General features: G+C 62.8%; 26 protein-coding genes and 1 riboswitch. Of the genes, 11 read left to right on the top strand and 15 right to left on the bottom strand.

Annotated features, from left to right (window positions below):
* Window positions 1-53: 53 nt before the first annotated feature.
* Window positions 54-995 carry a glutathione S-transferase family protein gene (locus AC6I7Z_RS00790; protein ID WP_497812823.1) on the top strand — a complete coding sequence of 314 codons (942 nt, stop codon included), beginning with the start codon at window positions 54-56 and terminating at the stop codon, window positions 993-995.
* A 10-nt stretch (window positions 996-1005) separates the two neighbouring features.
* Entirely contained in the window at window positions 1006-1611 is a 606-nt protein-coding gene (locus AC6I7Z_RS00785; RefSeq protein ID WP_497812822.1) for an alpha/beta hydrolase, read from the top strand.
* Here AC6I7Z_RS00785 and AC6I7Z_RS00780 read toward each other — a convergent pair.
* The 4 genes from AC6I7Z_RS00780 to AC6I7Z_RS00765 form a co-directional block, all read right to left on the bottom strand.
* Complete coding sequence (locus AC6I7Z_RS00780; protein WP_497812821.1) at window positions 1608-2411, bottom strand: sugar phosphate isomerase/epimerase family protein; 804 nt, start codon at window positions 2409-2411, stop codon at window positions 1608-1610. The two genes, AC6I7Z_RS00785 and AC6I7Z_RS00780, sit on opposite strands and share 4 nt — an antisense overlap.
* A gap of 72 nt (window positions 2412-2483) precedes the next feature.
* Complete coding sequence (gene crcB / locus AC6I7Z_RS00775) at window positions 2484-2861, bottom strand: fluoride efflux transporter CrcB (protein ID WP_033753408.1); 378 nt, start codon at window positions 2859-2861, stop codon at window positions 2484-2486.
* Between the two features lie 89 nt (window positions 2862-2950).
* Window positions 2951-3027: riboswitch (Fluoride riboswitch) on the bottom strand.
* Window positions 3028-3144: 117 nt separating this feature from the next.
* Window positions 3145-3585, bottom strand: coding sequence for a type II toxin-antitoxin system VapC family toxin (locus tag AC6I7Z_RS00770; protein WP_497812820.1), 441 nt, complete (start codon window positions 3583-3585; stop codon window positions 3145-3147).
* Window positions 3566-3835 (bottom strand): type II toxin-antitoxin system Phd/YefM family antitoxin, encoded by a 270-nt coding sequence (locus AC6I7Z_RS00765; RefSeq protein ID WP_497812819.1) that lies wholly within the window; start codon window positions 3833-3835, stop codon window positions 3566-3568. The genes AC6I7Z_RS00770 and AC6I7Z_RS00765 overlap by 20 nt, the downstream gene beginning before the upstream one ends.
* Window positions 3836-3980: 145 nt before the next feature.
* Between AC6I7Z_RS00765 and AC6I7Z_RS00760 the strand changes: the two genes are divergently transcribed.
* Window positions 3981-4907 (top strand): nucleoside hydrolase, encoded by a 927-nt coding sequence (locus AC6I7Z_RS00760; RefSeq protein ID WP_497812818.1) that lies wholly within the window; start codon window positions 3981-3983, stop codon window positions 4905-4907.
* Here AC6I7Z_RS00760 and AC6I7Z_RS00755 read toward each other — a convergent pair.
* A complete protein-coding gene (locus AC6I7Z_RS00755) occupies window positions 4888-5916 on the bottom strand; it encodes a zinc-binding alcohol dehydrogenase family protein (RefSeq protein ID WP_096072229.1) in 1029 nt (342 codons plus the stop codon). The genes AC6I7Z_RS00760 and AC6I7Z_RS00755 overlap by 20 nt on opposite strands.
* A gap of 137 nt (window positions 5917-6053) precedes the next feature.
* Between AC6I7Z_RS00755 and AC6I7Z_RS00750 the strand changes: the two genes are divergently transcribed.
* Entirely contained in the window at window positions 6054-6956 is a 903-nt protein-coding gene (locus AC6I7Z_RS00750) for a GntR family transcriptional regulator (protein WP_497812817.1), read from the top strand.
* A gap of 167 nt (window positions 6957-7123) precedes the next feature.
* Complete coding sequence (locus AC6I7Z_RS00745; protein WP_286867617.1) at window positions 7124-8476, top strand: MFS transporter; 1353 nt, start codon at window positions 7124-7126, stop codon at window positions 8474-8476.
* 27 nt (window positions 8477-8503) lie between these two features.
* Here the strand turns inward: AC6I7Z_RS00745 and AC6I7Z_RS00740 are convergent, their stop codons facing one another.
* The 4 genes from AC6I7Z_RS00740 to AC6I7Z_RS00725 all read right to left on the bottom strand — a co-directional run bounded on the left by AC6I7Z_RS00740 (window position 8504) and on the right by AC6I7Z_RS00725 (window position 12884).
* Complete coding sequence (locus tag AC6I7Z_RS00740) at window positions 8504-9895, bottom strand: hypothetical protein (protein WP_497812816.1); 1392 nt, start codon at window positions 9893-9895, stop codon at window positions 8504-8506.
* Window positions 9888-10808 (bottom strand): alpha/beta fold hydrolase, encoded by a 921-nt coding sequence (locus AC6I7Z_RS00735; protein ID WP_497812815.1) that lies wholly within the window; start codon window positions 10806-10808, stop codon window positions 9888-9890. The genes AC6I7Z_RS00740 and AC6I7Z_RS00735 overlap by 8 nt, the downstream gene beginning before the upstream one ends.
* Before the next feature lie 82 nt (window positions 10809-10890).
* Window positions 10891-11799 carry a LysR family transcriptional regulator gene (locus AC6I7Z_RS00730; RefSeq protein ID WP_497812814.1) on the bottom strand — a complete coding sequence of 303 codons (909 nt, stop codon included), beginning with the start codon at window positions 11797-11799 and terminating at the stop codon, window positions 10891-10893.
* Between the two features lie 2 nt (window positions 11800-11801).
* Window positions 11802-12884, bottom strand: a complete 1083-nt coding sequence (locus AC6I7Z_RS00725; protein ID WP_497812813.1) for a dipeptidase — start codon at window positions 12882-12884, stop codon at window positions 11802-11804.
* A gap of 190 nt (window positions 12885-13074) precedes the next feature.
* Between AC6I7Z_RS00725 and AC6I7Z_RS00720 the strand changes: the two genes are divergently transcribed.
* Genes AC6I7Z_RS00720 through AC6I7Z_RS00695 form a run of 6 tightly spaced genes read left to right on the top strand, consistent with a single transcriptional unit; the run spans window position 13075 to window position 19662 of the window.
* Entirely contained in the window at window positions 13075-14670 is a 1596-nt protein-coding gene (locus AC6I7Z_RS00720) for an ABC transporter substrate-binding protein (protein WP_497812812.1), read from the top strand.
* On the top strand, window positions 14667-15680 hold the full coding sequence (locus AC6I7Z_RS00715; protein WP_497812811.1) for an ABC transporter permease: 1014 nt from the start codon (window positions 14667-14669) through the stop codon (window positions 15678-15680). The genes AC6I7Z_RS00720 and AC6I7Z_RS00715 overlap by 4 nt, the downstream gene beginning before the upstream one ends.
* On the top strand, window positions 15680-16576 hold the full coding sequence (locus AC6I7Z_RS00710) for an ABC transporter permease (RefSeq protein WP_497812810.1): 897 nt from the start codon (window positions 15680-15682) through the stop codon (window positions 16574-16576). Before AC6I7Z_RS00715 ends, AC6I7Z_RS00710 begins: the two co-directional genes overlap by 1 nt.
* Window positions 16577-17404, top strand: a complete 828-nt coding sequence (locus AC6I7Z_RS00705) for an ABC transporter ATP-binding protein (RefSeq protein WP_497812809.1) — start codon at window positions 16577-16579, stop codon at window positions 17402-17404.
* Window positions 17405-17413: 9 nt separating this feature from the next.
* Complete coding sequence (locus AC6I7Z_RS00700; RefSeq protein ID WP_497812808.1) at window positions 17414-18154, top strand: ABC transporter ATP-binding protein; 741 nt, start codon at window positions 17414-17416, stop codon at window positions 18152-18154.
* Window positions 18151-19662 carry a serine hydrolase domain-containing protein gene (locus tag AC6I7Z_RS00695; RefSeq protein WP_497812807.1) on the top strand — a complete coding sequence of 504 codons (1512 nt, stop codon included), beginning with the start codon at window positions 18151-18153 and terminating at the stop codon, window positions 19660-19662. Before AC6I7Z_RS00700 ends, AC6I7Z_RS00695 begins: the two co-directional genes overlap by 4 nt.
* Here AC6I7Z_RS00695 and AC6I7Z_RS00690 read toward each other — a convergent pair.
* The 6 genes from AC6I7Z_RS00690 to AC6I7Z_RS00665 form a co-directional block, all read right to left on the bottom strand.
* Window positions 19652-20488 (bottom strand): fumarylacetoacetate hydrolase family protein, encoded by an 837-nt coding sequence (locus AC6I7Z_RS00690; protein ID WP_497812806.1) that lies wholly within the window; start codon window positions 20486-20488, stop codon window positions 19652-19654. The two genes, AC6I7Z_RS00695 and AC6I7Z_RS00690, sit on opposite strands and share 11 nt — an antisense overlap.
* A gap of 93 nt (window positions 20489-20581) precedes the next feature.
* Window positions 20582-21403, bottom strand: coding sequence for a M55 family metallopeptidase (locus AC6I7Z_RS00685; protein ID WP_497812805.1), 822 nt, complete (start codon window positions 21401-21403; stop codon window positions 20582-20584).
* On the bottom strand, window positions 21400-22452 hold the full coding sequence (locus AC6I7Z_RS00680) for a P1 family peptidase (RefSeq protein ID WP_497812804.1): 1053 nt from the start codon (window positions 22450-22452) through the stop codon (window positions 21400-21402). Before AC6I7Z_RS00680 ends, AC6I7Z_RS00685 begins: the two co-directional genes overlap by 4 nt.
* A gap of 2 nt (window positions 22453-22454) precedes the next feature.
* On the bottom strand, window positions 22455-23339 hold the full coding sequence (locus tag AC6I7Z_RS00675; protein ID WP_497812803.1) for an ABC transporter permease subunit: 885 nt from the start codon (window positions 23337-23339) through the stop codon (window positions 22455-22457).
* The gene (locus AC6I7Z_RS00670; RefSeq protein WP_497812802.1) at window positions 23336-24268 is read right to left on the bottom strand and encodes an ABC transporter permease; all 933 of its coding nucleotides are present in this window, start codon (window positions 24266-24268) and stop codon (window positions 23336-23338) included. The genes AC6I7Z_RS00675 and AC6I7Z_RS00670 overlap by 4 nt, the downstream gene beginning before the upstream one ends.
* Before the next feature lie 30 nt (window positions 24269-24298).
* A complete protein-coding gene (locus AC6I7Z_RS00665) occupies window positions 24299-25840 on the bottom strand; it encodes a glutathione ABC transporter substrate-binding protein (protein WP_497812801.1) in 1542 nt (513 codons plus the stop codon).
* Window positions 25841-25859: the final 19 nt, after the last annotated feature.

Genomic DNA, 25859 nt, shown 5'->3' with positions numbered 1-25859 from the left:
GCCGTCAGGAAGAGTAATAAGCTGCTGCTTATATCAGCATGAGGAGCAGCGTTATGTTAGTCAGAGGTAAATGGAGTGCGGAGTGGCATCCGGTTCAGGCCACGGATAAACAGGGCGGATTCGTTCGCCAGACGTCGAGTTTTCGCCACTGGATCAGCAGCGACGGCAGCACCGCCTTTGCCGCCGAGCCGGATCGCTATCACCTCTATGTGGCGCTGATTTGTCCCTGGGCTTCGCGCGCGCTGATCGCCCGCAAGCTGAAAGGGCTGAAGTCGGTTATTAGCGTTTCGGTGGTTGAGCCGCAGCTTGGCGAACAGGGCTGGCGCTTCGGCGACTTTCCCGGCGCCGATCGCGATACGCTCAACGGCGCGCGCTATCTGCACGAGATCTACACCCGCGCCGATGCCGATTTTACCGGACGCGCCACCGTGCCGGTGCTGTGGGACAAAAAGACGCAAACCATCGTCAACAACGAGTCGGCGGATATTGTGCGCATGCTTAACAGCGGTTTCGGCGATCTTGCCGATAACCGTGTCGATCTCTTTCCCGACGCGCTGCGCGACGAGATTGAAACGCTCAATGCGGCGATCTATCCGCGCCTGAACAACGGCGTTTACCGCGCCGGTTTTGCCACCACCCAGCTCAGCTATCAACAGGCCTACAGCGAGGTATTTGAGCAGCTCGGCGAGCTGGAAACGCGACTGGCGGACGGCCGCACCTTTCTGTTCGGCGAGCGCGTCACCGAGACGGATATTCGCCTTTTCGTGACGCTTATCCGCTTCGACGTCGCCTATTACGGCCTGTTCAAATGCAATCAGCGTCGGCTGCGCGACTATCCGTTGCTCAACCGCTATCTGAAGAGCATGCTGTCGATTTTCGGCGTGCGCGAGACGGTAAATATCGAGCACATCAAACAGGGCTACTATTCCATCAAGGCGCTCAATCCCAACGGCATCGTGCCGGCAGGCCCGGATATGAGCGAGTATGGTTTTTAAGGAGAAACGGATGGCGAAAGCGTTAGTGATTTTTCTGCATGGCGTCGGCAGCAACGGCGAGGATTTAGCGGCGCTGGGCCGTCACTGGGCGCCGCTGTTGCCGGATGTTATCTTCGCCGCGCCCGATGCGCCCTTCTCTTTTCCCCATGGCGCAGGCTTTGAGTGGTTTAGCCTCGACGGCGTGACGCCGGAGAACCGTCCGGCGCGGGTGCGCGCCGCGCGCGAAACCTTCGACGCGACGCTGAAGACGATTCTCGCGCGCCACGCGCTGCGCGACCAGTGGGACAAGGTGGTGCTGGTCGGCTTTTCGCAGGGATCGATCATGGCGCTCGACGCGCTGGCGTCAGGGCGCTTTCCGCTGGCGGGCGTGGTGGCCTTCTCCGGCCGGCTGGCGTTTGACGAGCCGCTGTCGCCTGCGGTTCAGACCCCCGCGCTGCTGATCCACGGCCACGCCGACGCGGTGATCCCGTGGCGCGAGAGCGAGTCAGCCGCGCAGCGCCTGAAAGCCGCCGGCGTGCCCCTTGAGCTTCAGCTTGAACCCAGGACGGAGCACACCATTTCCGCGCAGGGCGCGATGCGCGCCGCCGCGTTTATCGCGCAGTGTCTGCAGGACTAGGGCCAGAAGCGCCGTAGCGCGGCATACGCCTGTCGCGCCGCCTCATGCGGCGGCAGGCGCTTCAGGTCGTCGTTGAACACTTCAATGCCCACCGGCCCCTGATAGTGCGCGCTTTTCAGCTTATCGACAAAGCTGTCGATATCGATAATGCCCGCGCCAGGTAGCTGGCGACGATGTTTCGCCAGCGCCATGATCCCCTCTTTATCCTGCGGTGAAGGCTGAACCGCCATATCGCACAGCTGCACTTCATAAATCCGCTCGGCGGGGATGCCGTCGAGATGCGAGGCGTCGCCGCCCAGCGCGCAAATATGAAAGAGATCGACCACCAGACCGATATTGGGCTGATCGAGACGCTGCAGCCGCTCCCAGGCTTTCGGCAGCGTATTGTCGACGCTGCACCATGCCATCGGTTCATACATGATGCGCATGTTGAAGCGCGCGGCCTCGGAAGCCAGCCAGCGCAGATCTTCGTCGATCTGCCCGGCAATGCAGTCTTCGCGCGTGGTGGCGGGCGCCTGAAGGGTGTCGCAGCCCAGCGCCTGCGCCATCTCGATAAACTGGCGCAGCTCGTCCCGCTTTTGCCGACGCAGCTCGCCGGGCGCGCCGGTAAAATCGCGCAGCACCTGCAGGTTGGTAAAGCCCGGCCCCATCTGCGCCAGATGCGCCGCGCCCTGTTGGGAAGCGTCGACATCTTCACGCCAGATTTCGACCTGATCGAAGCCGGCCTCGCGCGCCGCCTGAAGTTTCTCTTCGGTGTTACCGCTTAACAGCACCAGGTTAAGGAATGCAGGCTGATTCATGAACGTCCTCCTTAATCGTCCGGAATAATCGGTTGTCACAGAGACGGAATGCCTCTGCGGCCGGTATTTGCCTTAGCCGAGGAAATTCACCAGCGCGAAGCCGGCAAAGGTCATCAGCAGCGATCCGGCGACGTGCGTCAGCACGCTCGTCATCGCCCACAAATACTTACCTGATTGTAGCAACATGAGGATTTCTGCCGAGAAAGTGGAGAACGTCGTCAGACCGCCGCACAGGCCGGTAACGATCAGCAGCTTCCAGGCGGGGTCGAGCTGGGGGTTTTTGACAAACCAGGCCAGCGCGGCGCCGATAATAAAGCCGCCAGCCAGGTTCACCAGCAGCGTGCCCGGCGGCAGGCTGGGAAAGAGCGCGTTAAAGCGCAGCGAGATAAGCCAGCGCAGCGTACAGCCTGCAGCGCCGCCCAGCATCACGGCGAACAGCGACTTCAACATGATTAACTCCTGTAGTCAGCGATCGCGCAGGGAGGTGGCGGAGAGAGCACTAGCCTGACACACCAGCAACGCCTGCGAGAGGATTCGGGTTGATGTCAGGCGTCATCAGCCGCTGGGATCGCCAGCAGGCGGTTGGGGAAGGTGGAACGCCATCACCTTAAGGCGTTGATAATACGATGAGGCACAGGGAGAGACAAGCGGGTCAGACGAGCAGCAGACGGCGAAAAAGCAGGTTCTGAAGGCTTTGCCGCGGCGAATTTTCTTAATAAAAAAGATTATATTTTCAACAGCATTTGATAATTTTTATATAGTCTGAGCAGTACTGAATAATCTTTTCATCATTGGTTATTAAGGCCAGTTTTTCTTCTCGAGCCTGAGCGACGAGCAAACGGTCAAAAGGATCTTTATGCATCTTTTCCGGTAAGTTGCGAATGGAGCAGGCATGACGTGAAGTAATGGGAAGTTCAATATAGCCCGCCTCTTTTAATCCTTCAGTAAGGCTGGCTGGATCGAAGCCAAAATCGGGTTTGCCTAAATCGACCTTGATAGCGATTTCCTGAATTGAGGCGGGCGAATAATAAAGTCGATTATTGTGGTCGGCGAGAATAGCAATGGTCTCTTTAGCGAGTTTTTCTGGCTGCCAGCCTATCCAGATAAGTGCATGAGTATCAATTAAATATCCGCCTGCTGACAGAACAGGCGCTTTATTCTTCCCTGGCGCCATACTCGCTATTCCCATAAAACAGTTCTTCGATTTTGTCGGCGTGCAGTTCATTGAAGTTGTCTGGCACGCTGATTTCGCCCTTATCTTTCATAAATCCGATGCGCGGCGTTTTCTCAGCTGGCGTCAAAGGAACAAGTTTCGCCATAGGCTGACCGTTGCGGGCGATAATATATTCCTCACCTGTAGCCGCTACATTAGCGATGAGTTTAGAAAAATTCGTTTTCGCCTCGTAAAGGTTCAACTTGTGCATAAAACCTCTGTTAGTTGGTCAAGTTACTGGCTAATTGGTGTGCTTTGTTAGTCTAAAGGCATCACGTTTCCTGGTCAATTTTTATTCAGAATGCACAGAGAATAGTGATGTAATCATTCGTAGGGTCCTGATTTAGGGAGAAGTGATGCGCACCTTGATTTTCGATACCGATATCGGCGTAGACGACGCCTTTGCGCTGGCTTACGCGGCGCGCGCGCAGCGGCTGCTGGGCATCACCACGGTGTTCGGCAACGTGGCGGTGGGACAGGCGGTAAAGAACGCTCGCCTGTTTTGCGAAAAGATGCAGATCGACGCGCCGGTCTACCGCGGCTGTTCGCGCCCGCTGGCGCTGCCGCCCAGCGAGCCGGCGACGCTGCATGGCGCTGACGGCTTAGGCGACGCGTTTGACAACCCTTATAGCGATGCGGCGCCGGGCGCGGTGCAGTTTATTATCGACAGCGTGCGCGCCCGGCCGCATGAGATTACGCTGGTGGCGATTGGCCCGCTGACCAACATCGCCAGCGCCATCAACCAGGCGCCGGACATTATTCCGCTGGTTAAAGAGCTGGCGATCATGGGCGGCGCGTTCGGCACCGACGGCCACAGCGGCAACGTGACGCCTTTCGCCGAGTTCAATATCTGGAAAGATCCGCACGCCGCCGATCAGGTGCTCAGCTCGGCGCTTAACATCGTGCTGCTGCCGCTCGACGTGACCCACAAGGTGCTAATCAGCGGTCAGGAAGTCGAGCAGCTTAACCAGCCGGTGCTGAGCGCCATCGTGCGGCCCTATCTTGCCTATAGCCTGCAAAAAGAGGGGTTCGACGGCATGGCGCTGCACGACACGCTGGCGATCGCCTGGCTCTGCCAGCCAGAGGCGTTCCAGCTAAGCGAAGGCCCGCTGCGCGTGATCACCGAGGGCATCGCGCGCGGGCAAACGGTGCGCAAGCTGAGCGCGCTGGCGTCGCGGGAGGATCCGTTTCGCCATCTGCCTGCCCAGCGCGTGGCGCTGGGCGTGGACGCCGCGCGGGTGCGCGACCACTTCTTCCGCACGCTTAGCGATCGAAGTGAATAACGCCCTTTATCAGCTCGCGGTTGTTGATCACCTGCGGCTCGAAGCTTTCCGCCAGCGTCGAGAAAGCGAAGTGCGCGTTGAGCATCATTGCGGCGCGCAGCTGGCCGCTCGCCATCAAATCGCGCACGCGATCAAAGTCTTCGCGCGTCGCGTTGCGGCTGCCCATCAGCGTGGTCTCTTTCTTGTGGAACTCGCTGTCCGGGATCACCAGATCGCCCTTGTGCAGGCCGACATAGACCACGGTGCCGCCGTGGCGCATCAGGTTGACGGCGTTGTTCATCGCCGCCGGGCTGCCGGTGGCGTCGAGCACTTTTAGCGCCAGCCTGCCGTTGAACTGCGCGCGCAGCGCGTCGTAAAAATCGTCGCGCGCCGGATCGATCGCCGCCAGGCCCAGCTCTTTCGCGACGTGCGCGCGGCGAAACTCGCTGGTGTCCGCCACCACGACGTTAGCGCCCGCTGCCGCGGCGATCGCCGCCACGCCCAGGCCGATCGGTCCCGCGCCCACCACCAGCACATCTTCGTCCGCGCCGACGCTTGCCCGGCGCACCGCATGCGCGCTAATGGCGAACGGCTCAATCAGCGCGGCGGCCTCCGGCGCCACCTCTTCTACCTGCAGCAGGTTGCCGGCCGGCACGGCGAGGTATTCGCAAAAGCCGCCATCCTGATGCACGCCGATCACGGAAATCTGTTCGCAGCAGTTGGTTTTGCCGCTCTGGCAGGCATCGCAGCGCAGACAGGAGATATAGGGGATCAGCGCCACGCGCTGGCCTGGCTCAACGCCCGTCGCGCCTTCGCCCAGCGCGACCACTTCGCCGCACAGCTCATGCCCTAGCACGCGCGGATAGCTGAAGAACGGCTGATTGCCCGCCCAGGCGTGGATATCGGTGCCGCAAATGCCGGCGGCGATGATTTTAATCAGCGCCTCGCCCGCCGCAGGCACAGGCCGCTCGCGCGTGGCCCAGATCATTTTCTTTGGTTCAGCGATGACCAGGCTTTTCATTGTCGTCATGGGAATTCTCCTGTTGTCCTGCCGCAGTTATGACGAATTGATCACACACCGGCTGTTTTGCCCGCGCGATCTGTGAGGCACGGCGTTTTTTTTGGGATTTGAATGGTTTTTAATAAATAAAAACCCGGAGAGCGCCCGTGAGCCGAAATCTGAATCTGCGCCAGAACGTGATTAACCAGATGCTGGAAGGGATCGCCCAGCGCCATATCCGTTCGCCGCTGCCCGCCCAGGCCGCGCTGGCGGAGATGTTCAATATCAGCCGCACCACGGTGCGCCATACGCTGCACTACCTGGCGCAGCGCGGCGTGCTGGAAAAAGTGGCCGGAACCTATGTGATCGTGCGGCAGCCGCAGGAAGAGGATGGTTTCAGCGAGCTGACCTCGCCGATTGAGCAACAGGCGAGCCAGTTCGAACAGGCGTTTTTCGAGATGATCAACCAGCGCCAGCTCTCGCCCGGCGACGCTTTTACTGAGCTACAGCTGGCGCAGCGGGTAAAGGTCAGTCCGGTGGTGGTGCGCGAGTTTCTGCTGCGCTTTATGCGTTACGATCTGCTGGAGCCGGTCAAGCGCGGTCGCTGGCGCATGAAGAAGTTCACCTTGGACTATGCCGACAAGCTGTTCGAGCTGCGCGAGATGCTGGAGACCCACGCGCTGACGCGCTTTCTCAACCTGCCGCCGCAGGATGAGCGCTGGATTCAGGCGCGCGACCTGCTGGATCGCCACCGCGCCCTGCGCGATACCATCGCCAGCGACTACCGCCAGTTCGCCGCGCTGGATAAAGAGCTGCATTCGCTGATCCTCTCCGCCGCCAACAATCCCTTCTTTAACCACTCGCTGGAGATTATTTCGGTTATTTTTCATTCCCACTATCAGTGGGATGAGCGCGATCTCAAGCAGCGCAACATCGTGGCGCTGGAGGAGCATATGGCGCTGCTCTCCGCGCTGATCGGCCGTCAGGATGTGGATGCGCTGCTGGCGCTGCATAATCATCTGGCCACGTCCCGCTCGTCGATGGCGCGATCCATTCGCCAGTACAATTAAAAACCGATTAAAAACCACAAAGCATTAGCTCCCGCACGAATCAGAAACATCTTCGCAACATCCCGGCTGCATTGCTTCTAGTCTCGACTGCAACTCATGGCGGGCCGCTGACCCGCTATGTCCTTTGATATCTGATAACGATAACGACCCCGCTACGGGAGAATGCCATGGAAAATACCTCAACCCGCGACGCTAAAAATCCGGTCGTCGGAACGCCGCCAGAGCAGGAATATGTGCCGGCGCGCAGCGATATCGTGCGCTCGCCGCGCATTCGCAAGATTCAGATCACCGCCATGCTGCTGCTGTTGTTCGCAGCCATTATTAACTATCTCGACCGCAGCTCGCTCTCGGTCGCCAACATGACCATTCGCGAGGAGCTGGGGCTGAACGCCACCGAGATCGGCATGCTGCTCTCCGCCTTTTCGCTGGCCTACGGCCTGGCGCAGCTGCCGTGCGGCGCGCTGCTGGACCGTAAAGGCCCGCGCATTATGCTCGGCCTCGGCATGTTCGTCTGGTCGCTGTTTCAGGCGGCGGCCGGGCTGGTGCATAACTTCACCCAGTTTATTCTGGTGCGCATCGGCCTCGGCATCGGCGAAGCGCCGATGAACCCGTGCGGCGTAAAGGTGATCAACGACTGGTTCAACATTAAAGATCGCGGCATGCCGATGGGTTTCTTCAACGCCGCCTCGATGATCGGCCTGTCAGTGGCGCCGCCGGTGCTGGCCGCGATGATGCTGGCGTTCGGCTGGCGCGGCATGTTTATCACCATCGGCGTGCTCGGCATGTTCCTGGCGATTGGCTGGTACCTGATTTATCGCGACCGCGACAACAATAAGCTCAGCGCGGAAGAGATCCACTATCTGCAGGCCGGCAGCGTGGCGTCACGCAAAGAGCCGCTGAGCTTCGCCGAATGGCGCGGCCTGTTTAAGCAGCGCACCATGTGGGGCATGATGATCGGCTTTAGCGGCATCAACTATACCGCCTGGCTCTATATCGCCTGGCTGCCGGGCTATCTGCAGTCGACCTACCATCTGGATCTGAAGAGCACCGGCCTGCTGGCGGCGATTCCGTTCCTGTTCGGCGCGGCGGGCATGCTGCTCAACGGCTACGCGGTGGATGCGCTGGTGCGCCGCGGCTTCGACGCGGTGAAGACCCGCAAGGTGTGCATTATCTCCGGCATGCTGCTGTCGGCGGCCTTTACCGCCTTTGTGACGCGCGCCACCGATACCACCAGCGCCGTTACGCTGATCGGCATGGCGCTCTTCTGCATCCACTTCGCGGGCACCTCCTGCTGGGGGCTGATCCACGCCAACGTGACGGCGCGTATGACCGCGTCGGTGGGCAGCATCCAGAACTTCGCCAGCTTTGTCTTCGCCTCGTTCGCGCCGGTCATCACCGGCTGGGTGCTGGATACCACGAAGTCGTTCAGCCTCGCGCTGATGATCTGCGCCGGTATCGCCGTGGTGGGCGCCCTCGCCTATCTGGTGCTGGTGCGTAAGCCGATTACCGACGGCGTGTAGCGGTAAAGCAGCCGGGCGTTCGCCCGGCTAGCTCAGTTTATGCAGCGTCACGCCGTGGCGCGCGCCGTAGCGCTCGATGCCGGAAATGATCTTCTCCACGCTCAGCGGCGGCGGCGGCGCGAAAAGCGGCGCCCGCGCCCGCAGCGCCGCGTCGAAGTGGGCGAAAGCGGCCAAATCATGCGGATAGCGCTCGGTATCGACGCCGACGAACGCCCCCTTATTCATCGCGCGATCGAGCAATCCCTGCCAGCGCTCAAGCGGCGCCAGCCCGATACTCTCCGTTCCGGTTGAATAGAGCAGCATATCGATATCGCGATAGCGCGGCTGCCGGTCGAGGAAGCGCGTCAGCGAGGCGGCGGAAGGTTCGGCGCCCGACATCAGCCAGAATGGAATGGCGTGCTGACGCATAGCGCACCAGGGATCCATCAGCAGATAGCTGCCCACCGTCAGGCGCGTCGCGTTGATGCCCGCCGCCAGATACCAGTCGCGGTAGATCTCCGCCACCACGAAGCTCAGCGCCTCGGGATCCTGATAGCGTATCTCCATCAGCTGCCAGCCCTGATCCGCCGCCAGCTTTTTCAGCGGCGATTTCAGGTATTCGTCCAGTCCCCACTCCGCTTCCGGCACTCGATCGGTGGGCGCGGGCGCCTGCCACTGTTCGCGATCGCTGCCGTAGCGCGCCAGCAGTTCCGCTACGCGTCCGCCGCCCTGCAGATACTCCTTCTCCGTTGCGCCGCCCAGCGCGCCGAACTGAAAGAAAGAGCGATCGCTGGTGCGCGTTACCGGCCACTGCTGCGTGCAGTGGCTGATAAACAGCGTGCTTTTGCCTGGCAGGCTGCGCATCAGAAACTCATTAAAGGCGAGCGGCAGCGCGCGCAGCTTCAGGTGGAAGTAGCGCAGTTTGTCGAGCATCAGCCGGTCCTGGCTGGGATCCTGGATCTGATGCACCGCCAGACGCGGCCACGCGGCCAGCAGCGCCGCCGCTACCGTTTTGCCCTGCTCAAAGCTCGCCTGCGCGTCGTCGGGATCGCTGTGCGGCGAACGCACCGGACAGAGAAAAGTTTGCGGCAGCCAGGGCGCGCCCGCCGCCGCGGCCAGATGGGTCAGCGCGCCGTTCGACGAGCCGATAAAGGCGGCGGGATAGTCGCGTTCCGGATATTCGCTCACCATCCATTCGGCGATGCCTTCGATATCGAGATCGCCCGCCTGCGATTCGGTGAGGCCTTCCGCCATGCCGCCGACGGCGTAGCCCCACTCTCTCAGCCGGGTCGGCAGACGGTCGAGCGACGGCAGCAGGCGATCGCGCATCGGCGACGCCTCGGCATCGTCGACCGGCTTATCATGCAGCGTGTGGGCCAGCGCCATCAGCATTGCGGTGGCGGAGTCGAAGCGGGCGATGCCTTTAGGCAGTTTACTCATCCTGGTTCTCCTGCTGAATACGCGTCAGAAAGGGACGGATGGCGTGGCGGAAGCTCCACGGATAGACATAGTGCAGCGTATGGGTGCCGCCGCGCAGCGTCAGCACCTCGCCGCGCGGCATCAGCGCGCCCAGTTCGTCGACCCAGCGCGCGGGCGACACCGTGTCGCGCGAGCCGCGCAGCAGCAGCGTCGGCGCGTTGATATAGGGCAGACGGTGTTCAATGCGATCCTGCAGTAGCAGACGATGGGTTTTCAGCGCGCGCCACAGGCCAGCTTTGGCGAGGTCGACGTGCATCAGCGACGTGGAGGAGCGATGGCGTTCGAGACGGCTGTTGCGCCAGCCGCGCCACGCCTGACGCAGCAGGCTGCGCGCGTGACGATCCACCGTCGGGCCCTGGAAAACCAGCGCGGCCACCGCTTCGGGATGCCTGACGGCCAGCGCGGCGAGCACCTGACAGCCGGAGGCGCTGCCGATCCAGATAGCGCGCGTCAGCTGGTTATGCTGCAGCCATTGCCACAGCGCGTCGGCCTGCTCTTCAACCGACAGCACAGGCGCCGATGCCGGCAAGACGCTGGCGCCGAAACCGGGCAGATCGGGCACCAGCACGCGATAGTTGTTGCTCAGCGCCAGCGCCAGCTCCTCCATCGAGCGTCCCGACATCACCAGCTCGTGTACCAGCACCAGCGGCAGGCCGGGCGCGTCATGGGGCGTGACGCGGGTAAACATGCGCCACTCGCCAACCTGTTGAAAATAACCGGCCAGTCCGGCGTGATGGCTGCGCGGCGAAACGGGCGGCGTCTGTTTTAACCGCCGCCACTGCTGAACGCCCCACCAGGTTGCCGCTGCGCCCAGCCCCAGACCGGCCAGCAGCGCGCCGCTTTTCCAGCGCGTCGGTTGTTCCTTACGCCTCATTACCCGCTCCTGAATAGAGTTGTGTCACTTCAGTGTAGGCGGCGAAATCGTGACCAGCAGGCGAGGCGGGAGAAAGTTATTGTCAGGGACGCGCCAGCCGCGCCTCGCACTGCTGCGCGATTTCCCACAGGCGATGGCGGATAACCTGCTTCAGGTGCAGCGTGGATTGCGACTGCGGTCGATCGCGACGGCTGATAAGCATCACCTCGAACGGCAGCGGCTGTGCGACCGGCAGCAGCGTCAGCTGATCGGCATAGCGACAGGCGGTAAAAAGGTCGACCACGCCGACGCCGCCGCCCGCCAGCACCATATCGGCGATAACGGAGTAGGTTTTAATCGAGAGGGAAACGGCCGGATAGAGCCGCTTATCGTAAAGGGCGCGGTGCAGTACGCGGCCAAGCGGATCCTGCGCCTGCATCAGCAGCAGATTATTGGCGCACAGCCACTCCAGCGACACCGGCGCTTCGCGGCTGAGATGGGGAGGCAGCAGCGCCACCATTGAGGAGTGGAAAAGCGGCTCCGCCAGCAAATCCGCATCGACCTGCTGACCAAACACCAGCGCAAAATCGAGCTGGTCGTCAAGAATGTTGCGGCACAGCGTGGAAAAATGCTCGGTCACAAGCTCGACGTTGACCGCCGCCGCCTGGTGTCGATAGCGCACCAGCGCGGGCGCCATCACCATCTGACCAAAAGCGTGCGCCGCGCCGACGCGTACCCTCTGCTCTTCGCCGCGCCGCAGCTGATCCGCCAGCTGGTTAATCGCCTGAAGACGATGGTATAGCGCGTCGATTTCAGGCAGCAGTCGCCGTCCCTCAGCGGTGATCACCAGCCCTTGCGCGCGCCGTTCGAACAGCGCAAAACCCAGCTGCTGCTCGGCATGATTGAGCACGCGGCTGACGTTAGGCTGCGACACGTTGAGCAGCCGCGCCGCGCCGCTGATGCTGCCCGCCTGAACGATCGCCTGAAAAACTTCAATATGGCGCAGACGCATGGTTATTCGCCCCAGGTCGCTTCCAGCACGCGCAGCCAGTTGCCATAGCAGATTTTATGCAGCAGCTCAGCGCTATAGCCGCGCGCCGCCAGCGCGGCCACCAGCCGAGGGAAGCCAGCGACGTCGCGGAAGTCGTCCGGCATGGTGGCGCCGTCGAGATCGGAGCCGAAACCAACGCCATCTTCGCCAACCTTGTCGAGAAGATACTCAACGTGGCGGACAATTTCCTCCAGGCTGGTGGTCGCGTCGCGCCTGCCGTCTTCGCGTAAAAAAGGCACGGCGAAATTCACCCCGACAAAGCCGCGCGTCTCGGCGATCGCCGCCAGCTGGCGATCGGTAAGGTTGCGCGACTGGGCGCTGAGCGCGTGGGCGTTGGAGTGGCTCGCCACCAGCGGCGCGTCGCTGATGGCGGCAGTGTGCCAGAAGCCTTTTTCATCCATATGGGAGAGATCGACCAGAATGCGGCGCCGGTTGCAGTCGCGCACCAGCTGTTTGCCCGCGTCGGTCAGCCCGTTGCCGATATCGGGCGACGATGGAAAGCGAAAGGGAACGCCTTCGCCGAACTGGTTAGTGCGGCTCCACAGCGGCCCCAGACTGCGCAGCCCGCTGGCGTAGAGAATGTCGAGCAGCTCGCCCTCGACGTCCAGCGCTTCCGCGCCCTCAATATGCATCACCATCGCCAGCCTGCCGTGAGCCATCGCGTCGCGAATATCACGCACGCTGCGGCAGATTTTAATCTGCGCCGGCGCGGCCTGTTCGATGCGCAACAGCAGCGCCAGCATGGCGAAGGTGGCGTCGCGCGCCGCCGCACTGGCCTCGTGAGAAAGAGGATGTGGCGCGCTTCTTGCAACAGCTTGATCGTCCGCGGCGGCGAGAGAGGCGCCTCCCGGCGCCCAGGCGGCGAACAGGCCGCCCGCCATCTTGCCCTGGCGCAGGCGCGGAAAATCGAGCTGGCCTGACGGGGTGCCCTGCAAAAACGCGTTGACCGCGTCAGGGCGATGGTGCTGCCACAGCCGACAGAGCACGTCGTTGTGACCGTCGAATACAGGAACGTCCGGCCACGTCTGATGATGATTTTCCGACATTTTTTAGCTTCCGTTTGCAGTGGGTATTGCACAAAAGCGGCATGCAGGCGGCGCGGGCGCACCAAAACAGAGCAGGCGTTTTATGCGGCGTAAAGAGCGTTTATTAATCTCCCGCAGCCGGATGCATGTCAAGACAAATAACAGCTTTATTTTATTTTTTATTTTTAATAATCAATAACCTGGAGTAAAAATGGTCACCAGAAGACGCTTTATCGCAGGCTGCGCCGCCGCGCCGGTTTTATCCTCGCTGAGTTTCAACCCCGCCTTCGCCGCCGCGCCAGCCGGCATGCTGGTCATGGCGATGCAGCTCGACAATATGACCAGTCTCGACCCACATGAAAGTTTTGAGGCTACCGGCGGTCAGATCTGCGGCAACCTCTACCAGAAGCTGGTGCAGCCCGATCCGCAGCAGGCGGATAAGATTGTCGGCATGCTGGCGCAAAGCTGGGAGGCGAACGGCGACAACACGCTATTTACTTTTCATCTCGATCCGGCGGCCAAATTCGCCGACGGCACGCCGGTGACCGCAGAGGACGCGGCCTTTTCCATCGAGCGCATCGTCAAGCTGGATAAGAGTCCCGCCTTTATCATTAACCAGTTCGGCTTTACCAAAGAAAATGTCGCCAGCAAGGTGACGGCGAAAGATGCCCATACGCTGGAGATGGCGCTGGGGGCGCCCGCCTCAGAATCCTTCCTGCTCTACTGCCTCTCCGCCACGGTCGGCAGCATCGTGTCGAAAAAAGCCTGCCTCGCCAACCAGCAAAACGGCGACCTCGGCAACGCCTGGCTGAAGCAGCACAGCGCCGGCTCCGGCGCCTTTACGCTGCGCAGCTGGAAAGCGAGCGAAACGGTGATTCTGGAGCTGAGCCCGCAGTACGCGGGCAAGAGCGCGATCAAGCGCGTCATCCTCAAGCATATTGCCGACCCCGCCGCGCAGTCGCTGATGCTGCAAAAAGGCGATGTAGACGTCGCCTACGATCTCACCACCGAGCAGTTGAAACCGCTGCAGTCCAGCAGCGAGGTGACGCTGGTGAAGCAGCCGCTTTCCGCCATCATGCTGATGTCCTGCAATACCACCCATCCGCTGCTGCAGAAGCCGCAGGTGTGGCAGGCGCTGAAGTGGGCGATCGACTACGACAGCATCCAGAAAAATATTCTGTCGCTGACCTACAACGTGCATCAGAGCTTTTTACCTTCCGGCTTTCCGGCCGCGCTCGACGACACCCCTTTTCATCGCGATGTCGATAAAGCGAAAGCGCTGCTGGCGGAAGCGGGTTACCCGGAGGGTTTCGAGATCACCCTTGACCACTATTCAATGCAGCCCTATCCCGATATCGCGCAGGCGATCCAGACCCAGCTCGGCGCCATCGGCATCAAGGTGTCGCTGATCGCCTCGGAGAACCGTCAGGTGCTGACGAAGATGCGCGCGCGTCAGCATCAGCTGGCGATCACCTCGTGGGGCGCGGACTACTTCGATCCGAACTCCAATACGGAAGCGTTCTGCGTCAACACCGACAACACCACCGGCGCGCGCAACCGCACCCTGGCATGGCGCTGCGGCTGGTCAGACGACGAATTTAACCAGCTCACCGCGCAGGCGCTGCACGAAAGCGACCCGGCGCAGCGTCTCGCGCAGTATGAAAAAATTCAGCAGCTGCATCGGGAAAAGAGCCCGTTCATTTTTATGATGCAGCAGATTCAGACCACCGCCTGCGTGAAGAGCCTCTCTGACGTACATATGACGGTGCTGGAGCAGTGGCCCTATCAGCAGGTGAAAAAAGCGTGACGGGCGCGGCAAAACGCGGCGTCAGCGCGCTGGGCAGCCTGCTGCTGACGCTGTTCGGCCTGACGGTGCTGACCTTTTTTATCGGCCGGGTAATGCCGACCGATCCGGTGCTGGCGGCGGTGGGCGACAACGCGCCGCAGTCGGTGGTGGAGCGCGTGCGCGCGGAGATGGGGCTGGATGAGCCGCTCTACGTGCAGTTCGGCCACTATCTCAACCAGCTGCTGCATGGCGACCTTGGCCGTTCCGTGCTGACCTCGAACAGCGTGACCAGCGATATCGCCCGCTTTTTCCCGGCCACCATGGAGCTGGCGACGGCGGCGATCGTCATTGCCGCGCTGATCGGCATTCCCCTCGGCGTCTGGGCGGCGGTGCGCCAGGGCAGCTGGCTCGATCAGACCATTCGCGTTATCTGCCTGGCGGGCCATTCGCTGCCGGTATTCGTGCTGGCGCTGCTCAGCCTGCTGCTGTTCTACGCCGTGCTCGGGATTGCGCCGGGGCCAGGGCGGCAGGACATCATCTGGCAGGATATGATCCCGCAGGTTACCGGATTTCTCACCATCGATTCGCTGCTGGCGGGCGAGTATGACGCCTTCCGCGACGCGCTGGCGCACATGGCGCAGCCGGTCTGCATTCTCGCCTACTTCAGCATGGCCTACATCACGCGCATGACCCGCACCTTTATGCTCAACGCGCTCAGCGGCGAGTTCGTGATTACCGCGCGCGCCAAAGGGCTGTCGTCGCGCCGCGTCATCTGGCGACACGCGTTTCCGACGGTGGCGGTTCAGCTGATTACGGTGCTGGCGCTGACCTATGCCGGGCTGCTGGAGGGCGCGGTGGTGACGGAAAATGTCTTTGCCTGGCCGGGCCTCGGCCAGTATCTCACCACCTCGTTAATGAACGCCGACATGAATCCGGTGGTGGGCGCCACGCTGCTGGTCGGCACGGTTTACGTGCTGCTCAACCAGCTCGCCGACCTTCTCTATCGACTCTGCGATCCACGGATAAAATAATGTTTATTTCACGTAACTGGCTGCTGGCCGATTCGCCGACCAACCGCCGCCAGGCGGTTTGGGGCCGACGCTATCGCCTGTGGCTCAACCTGCGCGGCAATCCGCTGGCGATGGGCGGTATGGCCGTGATTCTGCTGATGCTGCTGCTGGCCGTCGCCGCGCCGCTGCTGACGCCTTATGATGCCGGCACCCAGCATCTGGAAAACCGTCTGGCGGCGCCGTCCGCCGCGCACTGGCTAGGCACGGACGAGCTTGGACGCGATCTCTGGACGCGCATTATTTACGGCGGCCGCACCACGCTTGGCATGGTTATCGCCGTGGTGGCGCTGACCGCCCCGCTCGGCCTGCTGATTGGCTGTCTCGCCGGTTATCTCGGCGGCATCGTCGATAAGGCGCTGATGCGCGTCACCGATATCTTTCTCGCCTTCCCGCGCCTGATCCTGGCGCTGGCCTTCGTCGCCGCGCTCAAGCCAGGCGTCGAGAGCGCGGTGCTGGCGATTGCCCTGACCGCCTGGCCGCCTTATGCCCGGCTGGCGCGCGCGGAAACGCTGCAGTTTCGCCACAGCGACTTTATCGCCGCCAGCCGTCTGACCGGCGCGTCGCCGCTGCGCATTATTCTGCGCCACATTATGCCGCTCTGCGTGCCGAGCCTGATCGTGCGCGTCACGCTCGATATGAGTTCCATCATTATCACCGCCGCCAGCCTCGGTTTCCTCGGCATGGGGGCGCAGCCGCCGTCGCCGGAATGGGGCACCATGATCGCCACCGCGCGCCGCTTTCTCTTCAGCGAGTGGTGGGTGCCGCTGATGCCGTGCATCGCGATTTTTGTCACCTCGCTGGCCTTTAACTTTCTCGGCGACGGCCTGCGCGACGTCCTCGATCCCAGGGAGCGCTAAATGCTGGTGGAAATTGAGAATCTACGCATCGCCTTTCGCAGCCGCGCGGAAAGGTTCGAGGCGGTGCGCGGCGTCAGCTTTAGCGTCGGCAAAGAGAAATTCGCCATCGTCGGCGAGAGCGGCTCGGGCAAATCGCTCACCGCGCGCAGCCTGATGCAGCTGCTGCCGGGCAACGCCGAGATAAGCGCCGACACGCTGCGTTTTGACGGCATCGACCTGCGCGGCGCCAGCGAAAAAACGCTGCGGCAGATCCGCGGCAAACGCGTCGGCTTTATTCTGCAGGATCCGAAATATTCGCTTAACCCGGTGATGACTATCGGCCAGCAGATCGCCGAGGCCTGGCGCGAGCACAAAGGCGGCAGCAGAAAAGCGGCGATGCAGGCGGCGATCGGCCTGCTGGAGCAGGTGAAAATTCGCGACGCCGCCGCCGTGGCGCTGCGCTATCCGCATGAGGTGTCCGGCGGCATGGGACAGCGCGTGATGATCGCCATGATGCTGGCGCCCGATCCCGAACTGCTGATCGCCGATGAGCCGACCAGCGCGCTCGACGCGACGGTGCAGGCGGAGATTCTGCGCCTGATCGACGACCTGGTTTCCGCGCGCGGCATGGGGCTCATCCTTATCAGCCACGACCTGCCGCTGGTGTCGCACTTCTGCGACCGCGTGGCGGTGATGTACGCCGGACGTATCGTCGAGCAGCTTGACGCCCGACAGCTGCATCAGGCGCAGCATCCCTACACGCAGGGACTGCTGGCCTGCCTGCCGTCGCTGCGTCACCCGCGCGCGCGCCTGCCGACGCTGCAGCGCGACGACGCCTGGCGCGATTAGGAGAAAGCTATGTTTGAAATCAACAATCTGGACGTCAGTTTCGGCGCGCACCGCGCCGTCAAAGCGGTCACTTTCCAGGTCGGCAGCGGCGAGAGTTTCGGCATGGTGGGCGAAAGCGGCTCCGGCAAATCGACGGTGTTGCGCGCGCTGGCGGGGCTGAACAACGACTGGCGCGGCGAAATCCGCTTCGGCGGCATGGCGCTGAGCGCCCGACGCGGCCGTCCTTTTTTCCGTCAGGTGCAGATGGTCTTTCAGGATCCCTACGGTTCGCTGCATCCGCGCCAGACCATCGACCGTATTTTGCACGAGCCGCTGCTGGTGCATCGCCTCGATCGCGCCGAGCAGCGCATCAACCAGGCGCTGAACGATGTCGGCCTGCCCGCCGCCGCGCGCTTCCGCTATCCGCATCAGCTTTCCGGCGGTCAGCGCCAGCGCGTGGCGATCGCCCGCGCGCTGATCGCCGAGCCGGAGGCGCTGCTGCTGGATGAGCCGACCTCCGCGCTGGACGTTTCCGTTCAGGCGGAAATCCTCAATTTGCTTAGCGATCTGCGCAGCGCGCGCAATCTTACCTATATTCTGGTGACGCATAATCTGGCGGTCGTCACCCACCTTTGCCAGCGTATCGGCGTGATGCAGCATGGCGAAATGGTAGAGCAGCTGAGCGCGGACGACCTGCGCGCGCGGCGAATTCATCATCCGCATACCGCGCAGCTGTTTGATTTGAGCATCGGACTGGAGGAGCCGGCATGACGCTGGAGTGGCAACGGGCGGCAGCGGTCGCCGATGAGCTTGTTCAGGGCTGGCGGCAGCCCGGCGCGCCGGGCGGCGCGATAGTGCTGTTTGACGCGCGTCAGGTGCGTTCGGCGCACTGCGCCGGACTGGCCGATTTAGCGCAGCAGACGCCGTTTACCCTCGACAGCGTGGTGCGCTTCGCCTCGATCACCAAACATCTTTTCGCGGCGCTGGCGACCGGGCCGGGACGCCGCTATCTGTCGCCTGACGATAAGCTGGCGGATCACCTGCCGCAGCTGCGCGGCGCCAACGGCCAGGTCACCGTGGGACAGGCGCTGGATATGTCGAGCGGGCTGCCGGATCTGCGCGAAACGCTGTCGCTGATCGGCCTGTCGGTCTACAACGCCACCACCGACGCCGATCTGCTGGCGTTTCTCGCCGCGGAGGGCGAGCTAAACTACCCGCCCGGCAGCGAAATTTCTTACACCAATACCGGCTACCGGCTGGTGGAGGAGGCGCTAAAAGCCAAAGGGGTACGTTTCGACGCGCTGCTGCAACAGTATATCTGCCAGCCGCTGGATATCAGCCTGACCGCACCGGAAACCTGGTTCGACGTGGTGCCCGGTCTGGCGCCGGGCTACTGGTTCGACGGCAGCCGCTGGCAGCTCGCCAGCGCCGGCCTTCATCTCTCCGCCTCCGGCAGCGTCGCCGGCAGCCTGCGCCATCTGACCCGCTGGCTGCAGGCGCTGTTGAGCGACAGCGGCCCCGGCGCGGGCGTGCTGCGGCGCCTCAGCGCGCCGCGCCTGCTGGCGGACGGACGCGTCAGCGGCTACGGGCTGGGTCTGGCCAGCACGCAGATCGGCACCCAGACGCTGTTTGGCCACGGCGGCTCGCACGCGGGCTATAAAAGCTATTTTCTGCTGCATCCTGAACGCCAGGCGGGCGTGGCGCTGGTGGCGAACCGCGAAGATGTCGCCACTTCTGAAGGCGCGCTGCGCGTGATGGCGGCGCTGCTTAACCGCGCGCTGCCGGAGAAAGGGCACGATCTCACGCCCGGCCTCTATGTCGGGGAACAAGAGGCGGAGTGGCTGGAGATCGCTGGCGACGCGGCGACCTGGCTCGGCGCGAGCGAAACGCTGTGGCGCGGCGGCGCGCAGGGCGAGGCGCGTTCGCTCTCCAGCACCTTTCCGCTGCGGCTGCGTCATGAAGGCGCCGCCATCGTCGGCGAGATCGGCCATGCGCCGCGCCGCTTCGTGCCGGCACAGCCCGACGGCGCCAGCTTAGAGGCGATGCAGGGACGCTGGTTCCTGCCGCAGTGGCGCAGCGAACTGGTGATTGAGGGCGAGAGGCTAACCATGGGCATCGGCCCGGCGGCGATTGTCGCCAGCCTGGAGTCGCTGAGCGGCGACCGCGCGCTGGCGACCGCGCAGGACGGCCCCTGGCAAAAGCGCTTTATGCTGAAGCGCGACGGCAACCGGCTGCGCCTGCTGCTTAACCGCAGCCGGGTGGTGCAGTTTACGCGATAACGTTGCGCAGCCTGCCGATCTTCTCAATCTCCACTTCCACGACGTCGCCGCTGAACATAAACAGCGGCGGCGTGCGCTTCTTACCGACGCCGCCCGGCGAACCGGTGAAAATGACGTCGCCCGGCGAAAGCGGACTGAACGCGGAGATATACTCGATAATATTCGCGACGCTATGCACCATACTGCCGGTGGTGTCGTTCTGCACTTCGCGCCCGTTAAGGAAGGTTTTGATCCCCAGCGTCTGCGGGTCGCCAATCGCCTCGGCTGTGGTCATCCAGGGGCCGAAGCCGCCGGTCTGCGGCCAGTTTTTCCCGGCGGTGAACCAGGTAAACTGCATGTCGCGCACCGTCGCATCCATAAAGCAGCTGTAGCCTGCCACGTAGCTCAGCGCCTCGTCGGCCTTCACCCGATGCGCCGGTTTGCCGATGATCACCGCCAGCTCGCCTTCGTAGTCGAATTCGCTGGTGGAGGCGGGCTTCATCAGCGGCTGCTCATGGCCGGTCAGGGAGTCCGCGAAGCGGATAAACAGCGTCGGCGCGTTCTGGGTTTCTGAGAACTCTTTACGCTTATCGGCGTAGTTCATGCCGACGCAAAAAACCTTACCGGGATTGTCAATCACCGGCAGAAAGCGCAGCGCAGCGAAGGCATAGTCGGCGGGCAGATCGCGAAACGCGGCGAGATCCGCCAGCGAGGAGCGCTGCAGGAAGGTTTTCAGATCCGGGCACTGCGCGCCCATGCGCGTGCCGACATCCACCACGCCGTTTTCCTTTACGATGCCGAAACTTTTAATGCCCTGGTCTGGAAGATAAAAACTGCAAAGCTGCATTACTGCCTCGTTGTTATAGATAAATTCGCGCGCAGGTTAGCAAAAGATGAGATGAAAATCGTACAAACTTCCGCTCATCCGATGACATAAGGTTTAATTTTGTGTCGACGCCAGATAAGAGAAGGCGCTGAGCAGGCTGACCAGCGGCGCCATGCGATCCGCATTGTAGCCGACCGTGACCGCGTCGAGGCGCGCGACGCCAGGGATCAGGCAGAAAAGATCCGCCAGCACCGGCCTGCTCGCCTGCAGCGTCAGCCGATAGGGCGCGCTCAGAGAGGCGGCGCATGCGCCAGAGGCGCGCGAAACCGCGCGCGCTGCCGCTTCGCGAATGCGCTCCCGTGCCGCCTGCGGACTCAGCGATTCGGCGCAGGTGTGGGAAATCGCGCGCTTTACGCAGACATATTCCGCCTCGGGGTGGCGTTCGGCGATCCACTGCTGCAGGCAGTCGTCGCCGCTCACCAGCCACAGCGGCGTGCCCTGCTCCGCCGCCGCCGCCGCGTAAATATCGCTTTCGCCCACCACGCGATCGTTGATCAACATGCGCCAGAAGGCGCGGCCGTTGATGGTGTGCGCCAGTACGCCAGGCTCGCCCGCCGCGCTGTGATAGCCGATCAGCATCAGGCCATCGAAGCGCTGCTGTTCCAGTCCCTCTACCATCGAGAGCGCGCGCGGTTTGCCCTGCACCAGGCGTGCGCGCGCATCCATGTTTGCGGCGCGCAGGTTGGTCATCTGCGCATGGCTGTCGGCGACGACGACGTCGGTCGCGCCTGCCGCAAAGGCGCCGTCGATCGCGGCGTTAACCTCCTGCTCCATTAACTCGCGCGCCAGCTGCCATTCGGCGTGGCCGGGCGCGCACTGTTCAGGACGCATGACGCCCGCGACGCCTTCGATATCGGCCGAGATAAAGATTTTCACGGTGTGACTCCTGCAAGGCGGTCCAGCACGTCGCTGAGCGCCGGACGATGGTGGCCGCGAAAGCCGGTAACGGGCTGCGCGCTGAGCAGCGCGTCCAGCACCGCATGTTCGGTGGCGTCGGCCGCTGCCGACAGCATCGGCTCCAGCGCGGCGTCCGGCGGCGGTTGCGGCACGGGCCGGGTGGAGAAAGCGACGGCGATGTCGCCGGAGCCGTGCCCCCAGTAGCTGCCAAGCCGCCCCAGACCGGCGCCGGCGCGCTTCGCTATACGCGTCAGCTGGCGCGCGTCGAGCGGCGCGTCGGTCGCCATAATGATAATAATCGAGCCGGCGTCGCGCTGCGGCGTCAGCGACGGCAGCAGCGGCGCGATCTCTTCGCCAAGGCGCACGCCATCCAGCGTCAGCGCCTCCAGCGCGCCGAAGTTCGCCAGCACCAGCACGCCCAGCGTGGCGTTAAGGCCGTCAATGCGGCGCGAGGCGCTGCCGATGCCGCCTTTCAGGCTGAAGCAGCTCATGCCGCGTCCTGCGCCGACGCTGCCGCGCGCGAAGTCGGCGTCGGCGGCGTCGAGGGCGGCCTGCGCCATCGCCTCGCTCACCGCCATCGCCTGAATATCGTTGAGCCAGCCGTCATTGCACTCCAGCGCCAGCGGGTTGACCGTGGGCAGCGCGCGTCCCAGCTCCGGGTTGGCGCGGATCGCCGCGCGCGCCAGGGTAGTGAAGAGCGTGCCGACCGCCAGCGTATTGCTGAGCAGAATCGGCGTCTGCAGCACGCCCAGCTCGGCAACCTGCACCAGCCCGACCGGCTTGGCGAAGCCGTTAAACACCGCCGCGCCGCACGGCAGCGGCTGGGCGAAAAGGTTCTCTCCCGGCGGCACCACCGCCGTCACGCCGGTTTGCCGCTCGCCGCAGTCCAGCGTGTAGTGCCCGACGCGCACGCCGGGCACGTCGCTGATGCGATTAGTCGGCCCACAGACGCCGCGCGGCTGGCCAAGGCGGCGCGTGGCGCGCCAGCGCTGCAGCAACAGCGCGCATTGTTGTTGGTGAAAGTCCATCTTTAGCTCTTGAGTTTAGGATCCAGCGTATCGCGAAGCGCATCGCCTAACAGGTTGAACGCCAGCACCGTCATAAAAATCGCCAGGCCGGGAAACACGCTGACGTGCCACAGCCCCGCCATCATCATGCTGCGGCTCATGGCGAGGATATTGCCCCACTCCGGCGCGTCAGGCTCCGGGCCGAGGCCGATAAAGCTCAGGCCGGCGGCGGTGAGGATGCTGGTGCCGATGCGCATGGTGAAATAGACGATCACGTTCGGCAGCGTGCCGGGAAGAATATGCCGCAGCAGGATCACCCGGTCCGGCGCGCCGGCGCAGCGCACCGCTTCGACATAAGCGGCCTGCTTCAGCGACAGCGTCGAGGCGCGGACGATGCGCGCGAAAACCGGCACGCTGAACACCGCCACCGCGATAATCACGTTGTTGAGGCCGGGACCCAGTATCGCCACCACCGCAATCGCCAGCAGCATGCCGGGAAAGGCGAAGAGCACGTCAGCGCCGCGCATAATCAGCATATCGACCCAGCGCCCATAGTAGCCCGCCAGCAGGCCAAGCACGATGCCCGCCAGCATGCCGAGCGTCACCGAGACAATACCGACGTAGAGCGAAATACGCGCGCCGTAGATAATCCGGCTCAGCACGTCGCGCCCGAGTTCGTCCGTGCCCATCCAGTGCGCGCCTGACGGCGGCATTGAGAGCGCCGTCCAGTCCGGCTCCATAGGGTTCCAGGGCGCCAGCCAGGGCGCGAAGAGCGCGATCAGCACCAGCAACAGCACGAAACCGCCCGACGCCAGCGCCAGCGGATTGCGCGCAAAAGCGTGCAGAAAGTCGCGCCACGGCGAACGGATCGCTTCGCTGTCGGCGCTGGTTAGCGTCTGCTGGCTCATCTGGCCCCCTGACTGAGACGAATTGCCGGATTGACCACCGCATAGAGCAGATCCACCAGCAGATTGATAACGATAAATTCAAATACGAACAGCATCACCAGCGCCTGAATCACCGGCTGGTCCTGCGCCTTGATCGATTCAATCAGCAGCCAGCCCAGTCCCGGCCAGTTGAAGACGCTTTCCACCACGATGGAACCGCCAAGCAGAAATCCGAACTGCAAGCCCAGCATAGTGATCACCGGAATCAGCGCGTTGCGCATCACATGTTTCCAGGTGACGCGCGCGGCGCGCAGCCCTTTGGCGCGCGCGGTGCGCACATAATCTTCCTGCGCCACCTCAAGAAACGCCGAGCGGGTAAAGCGCGCCATCACCGCCGCAACCGAGGAGCCAAGCGTAATGGCGGGCAGGATGATATCGGCAGGCTGGTTAAAGCCGCTGACCGAGAAGAGGCCGAACGGCATGGCGACGAACTGGATCAGCAGCAGGCCAAGCCAGAATGCCGGCATCGAAATGCCGCCGACCGCGGCGCTCATCAGCGCCCAGTCCAGCCAGCCGCCGCGCCGCAGCGCCGCCGTGACGCCCAGCGCCAGTCCCAGCGCCACTGACCAGACGAATCCCGCCAGCGCCAGCCACAGCGTCGGCATAAAGCCTTTGCGAATCACCTCCAGCACCGGCTGCTGGGTGCGGTAGGTGACGCCTAAATCGCCGCGCAGGATCCCGCCCAGCCAGTTTACGTACTGCTGCGGCAGCGGATCGTTCAGGCCGAGATGCTGACGCGCCGCCTCAACCGCCTCAATCGGCGCGTCAGGTCCGGCGTAGATACGCGCCGGATCGCCGGGCAGCAGCTTGATAAAGCCGAAGACCAGCAGCGAAACCACCAGCAATACCGGAATCATCTCCAGCAGCCGACGCAGGATGTATGCGAACATAACCTTCCTTTTTTGCAGTGCCGTTCGGCGTTATTTAAAGACTGCCTGATTAAAGATCAGATTGCCGTCCGGCAGCATCGACACGCCGCTCAGCTTCGCCGTTTTGCCGACCAGGTTGTCCGGCGTGCCGAGAAAGGCGACAGGCGCATCTTGCCACAGCAGGCTCTGCGCCTCGGCGTAGGCGGCCGCGCGCTTCGTCGGTTCGGCGCTCGCCAGACCGCCGGCGATCGCCTTATCCACCGCCGGATTGCTGTAGTAGGAGACGTTGTATGAGGTCGGCACCCAGGATTCGCTGGCGAACAGCGGACGCAGCGCCCAGTCGGCATCGCCGGTCGAGGTAGACCAGCCGCCGTAGTAGAGATCGTACTCGGCCTGTTTCGGATCCTTTACGCCCCACAGTCTGGCGTTGCGCGTGCCGGAATCCATCGGCGTCACGGTGACGCGAATGCCGACGGTCGCCAGCTGCGCCTTAAGGAACTGCGCGGCGCGAACGCTGGCGGTGGCATTGGTACACCAGAGCTTGAGATCGAGGCCGTTCGGGTAGCCCGCCGCCGCGAGCAGGGCTTTCGCCTCTTCGGGGGCATAGCGATAGTTCGGCGCGCGCTGTTTTTGATAGAACTGCACCCCGGCAGGGATCGCCGAGGTGGCGGGCGTGCCCATACCGGCAAACCCCACTTTCAGCCACAGCTCGCGGTTGATGGCGTAGTTGATCGCCTGACGCACGCGCGTATCCGCCAGCGGCTTGTGCTGAGTATTGATCGCCATGTAGTAGAGATAGATGCTGGGATCGCGCTGGATCGCCAGTTTGCTGTCGCTCTGCACCGCGCCGACAAGATCGGACGGCAGCGGATAGATCGCGTCCACCTGGCCCGACTTCAGCGCCGCGACGCGCGTGGCGTCTTCCGGGCTGGGCGAAAAGATCACGCGATCCACCTTCGGCCAGCCCTTGTTCCAGTAGCCGTTGAATTTCGTCAGCGTCACGCCCTTGCCAGGCTGCCACTCCACAAAGGTAAACGGCCCGGTGCCGGCCGGATGCAGACGCAGCTGCGCCTCGTCGGGAAAGGCTTTCAGCACCGTCGGGCTCCACATCACCGCCGACGGGTGCGCCAGGGTGTTGATAAAGGCGCCGAACGATTCGCTAAGGTCGATTTGCACTTTATTGGGCGCCAGTACGGTGACGCTTTTGATCATGCGGTAAAGGCTATTGCGCTTCAGGCCTTTTTTCTGGTCGGCGAGCCGATCGAGGTTAGCCTTCACCGCCTCGGCGTTAAACGGCGTGCCGTCCTGAAAGGTCACGCCGTCGCGCAGGGTAAGGGTGAACTGCGTGGCGTCGTCGTTGCTGGTATAGCCCGTCGCCAGCCAGGGCGTCAGGGTCATTTTGGCGTCGAACTGAAACAGCCGCTCGAAGATGCCACTCTGCACCGAATAGCTGATGTTATCGGAGGTGTCATGGGGATCGAGTCCGGTGATATCGGCGTACATTGAAATACGCAGATCCTGCGCCTGCGCGACGCTGGCGAGACAGAGTGTTACACCAAAAGCGAGAGAGGTACGGCGGAAAAATGGCTTCATAAAAACTCCTGGTAGCAAT

The sequence above is a fragment of the Pantoea sp. X-Soil-MYKO-1289 genome, from assembly GCF_059730625.1.
This window is presented reverse-complemented; position numbering and strand designations above follow the sequence as displayed.

What these genes read in the sequence shown, in the direction of transcription:
- AC6I7Z_RS00790 (WP_497812823.1), top strand. Translation starts at nt 54, where the DNA reads ATGTTAGTCAGAGGTAAATGGAGTGCGGAGTGGCATCCGGTTCAGGCC.
- AC6I7Z_RS00785 (WP_497812822.1), top strand. Translation starts at nt 1,006, where the DNA reads ATGGCGAAAGCGTTAGTGATTTTTCTGCATGGCGTCGGCAGCAACGGC.
- AC6I7Z_RS00780 (WP_497812821.1), bottom strand. Translation starts at nt 2,411, where the DNA reads ATGAATCAGCCTGCATTCCTTAACCTGGTGCTGTTAAGCGGTAACACC.
- crcB (WP_033753408.1), bottom strand. Translation starts at nt 2,861, where the DNA reads ATGTTGAAGTCGCTGTTCGCCGTGATGCTGGGCGGCGCTGCAGGCTGT.
- AC6I7Z_RS00770 (WP_497812820.1), bottom strand. Translation starts at nt 3,585, where the DNA reads ATGGCGCCAGGGAAGAATAAAGCGCCTGTTCTGTCAGCAGGCGGATAT.
- AC6I7Z_RS00765 (WP_497812819.1), bottom strand. Translation starts at nt 3,835, where the DNA reads ATGCACAAGTTGAACCTTTACGAGGCGAAAACGAATTTTTCTAAACTC.
- AC6I7Z_RS00760 (WP_497812818.1), top strand. Translation starts at nt 3,981, where the DNA reads ATGCGCACCTTGATTTTCGATACCGATATCGGCGTAGACGACGCCTTT.
- AC6I7Z_RS00755 (WP_096072229.1), bottom strand. Translation starts at nt 5,916, where the DNA reads ATGACGACAATGAAAAGCCTGGTCATCGCTGAACCAAAGAAAATGATC.
- AC6I7Z_RS00745 (WP_286867617.1), top strand. Translation starts at nt 7,124, where the DNA reads ATGGAAAATACCTCAACCCGCGACGCTAAAAATCCGGTCGTCGGAACG.
- AC6I7Z_RS00740 (WP_497812816.1), bottom strand. Translation starts at nt 9,895, where the DNA reads ATGAGTAAACTGCCTAAAGGCATCGCCCGCTTCGACTCCGCCACCGCA.
- AC6I7Z_RS00735 (WP_497812815.1), bottom strand. Translation starts at nt 10,808, where the DNA reads ATGAGGCGTAAGGAACAACCGACGCGCTGGAAAAGCGGCGCGCTGCTG.
- AC6I7Z_RS00730 (WP_497812814.1), bottom strand. Translation starts at nt 11,799, where the DNA reads ATGCGTCTGCGCCATATTGAAGTTTTTCAGGCGATCGTTCAGGCGGGC.
- AC6I7Z_RS00725 (WP_497812813.1), bottom strand. Translation starts at nt 12,884, where the DNA reads ATGTCGGAAAATCATCATCAGACGTGGCCGGACGTTCCTGTATTCGAC.
- AC6I7Z_RS00720 (WP_497812812.1), top strand. Translation starts at nt 13,075, where the DNA reads ATGGTCACCAGAAGACGCTTTATCGCAGGCTGCGCCGCCGCGCCGGTT.
- AC6I7Z_RS00710 (WP_497812810.1), top strand. Translation starts at nt 15,680, where the DNA reads ATGTTTATTTCACGTAACTGGCTGCTGGCCGATTCGCCGACCAACCGC.
- AC6I7Z_RS00705 (WP_497812809.1), top strand. Translation starts at nt 16,577, where the DNA reads ATGCTGGTGGAAATTGAGAATCTACGCATCGCCTTTCGCAGCCGCGCG.
- AC6I7Z_RS00700 (WP_497812808.1), top strand. Translation starts at nt 17,414, where the DNA reads ATGTTTGAAATCAACAATCTGGACGTCAGTTTCGGCGCGCACCGCGCC.
- AC6I7Z_RS00695 (WP_497812807.1), top strand. Translation starts at nt 18,151, where the DNA reads ATGACGCTGGAGTGGCAACGGGCGGCAGCGGTCGCCGATGAGCTTGTT.
- AC6I7Z_RS00690 (WP_497812806.1), bottom strand. Translation starts at nt 20,488, where the DNA reads ATGCAGCTTTGCAGTTTTTATCTTCCAGACCAGGGCATTAAAAGTTTC.
- AC6I7Z_RS00680 (WP_497812804.1), bottom strand. Translation starts at nt 22,452, where the DNA reads ATGGACTTTCACCAACAACAATGCGCGCTGTTGCTGCAGCGCTGGCGC.
- AC6I7Z_RS00675 (WP_497812803.1), bottom strand. Translation starts at nt 23,339, where the DNA reads ATGAGCCAGCAGACGCTAACCAGCGCCGACAGCGAAGCGATCCGTTCG.
- AC6I7Z_RS00670 (WP_497812802.1), bottom strand. Translation starts at nt 24,268, where the DNA reads ATGTTCGCATACATCCTGCGTCGGCTGCTGGAGATGATTCCGGTATTG.
- AC6I7Z_RS00665 (WP_497812801.1), bottom strand. Translation starts at nt 25,840, where the DNA reads ATGAAGCCATTTTTCCGCCGTACCTCTCTCGCTTTTGGTGTAACACTC.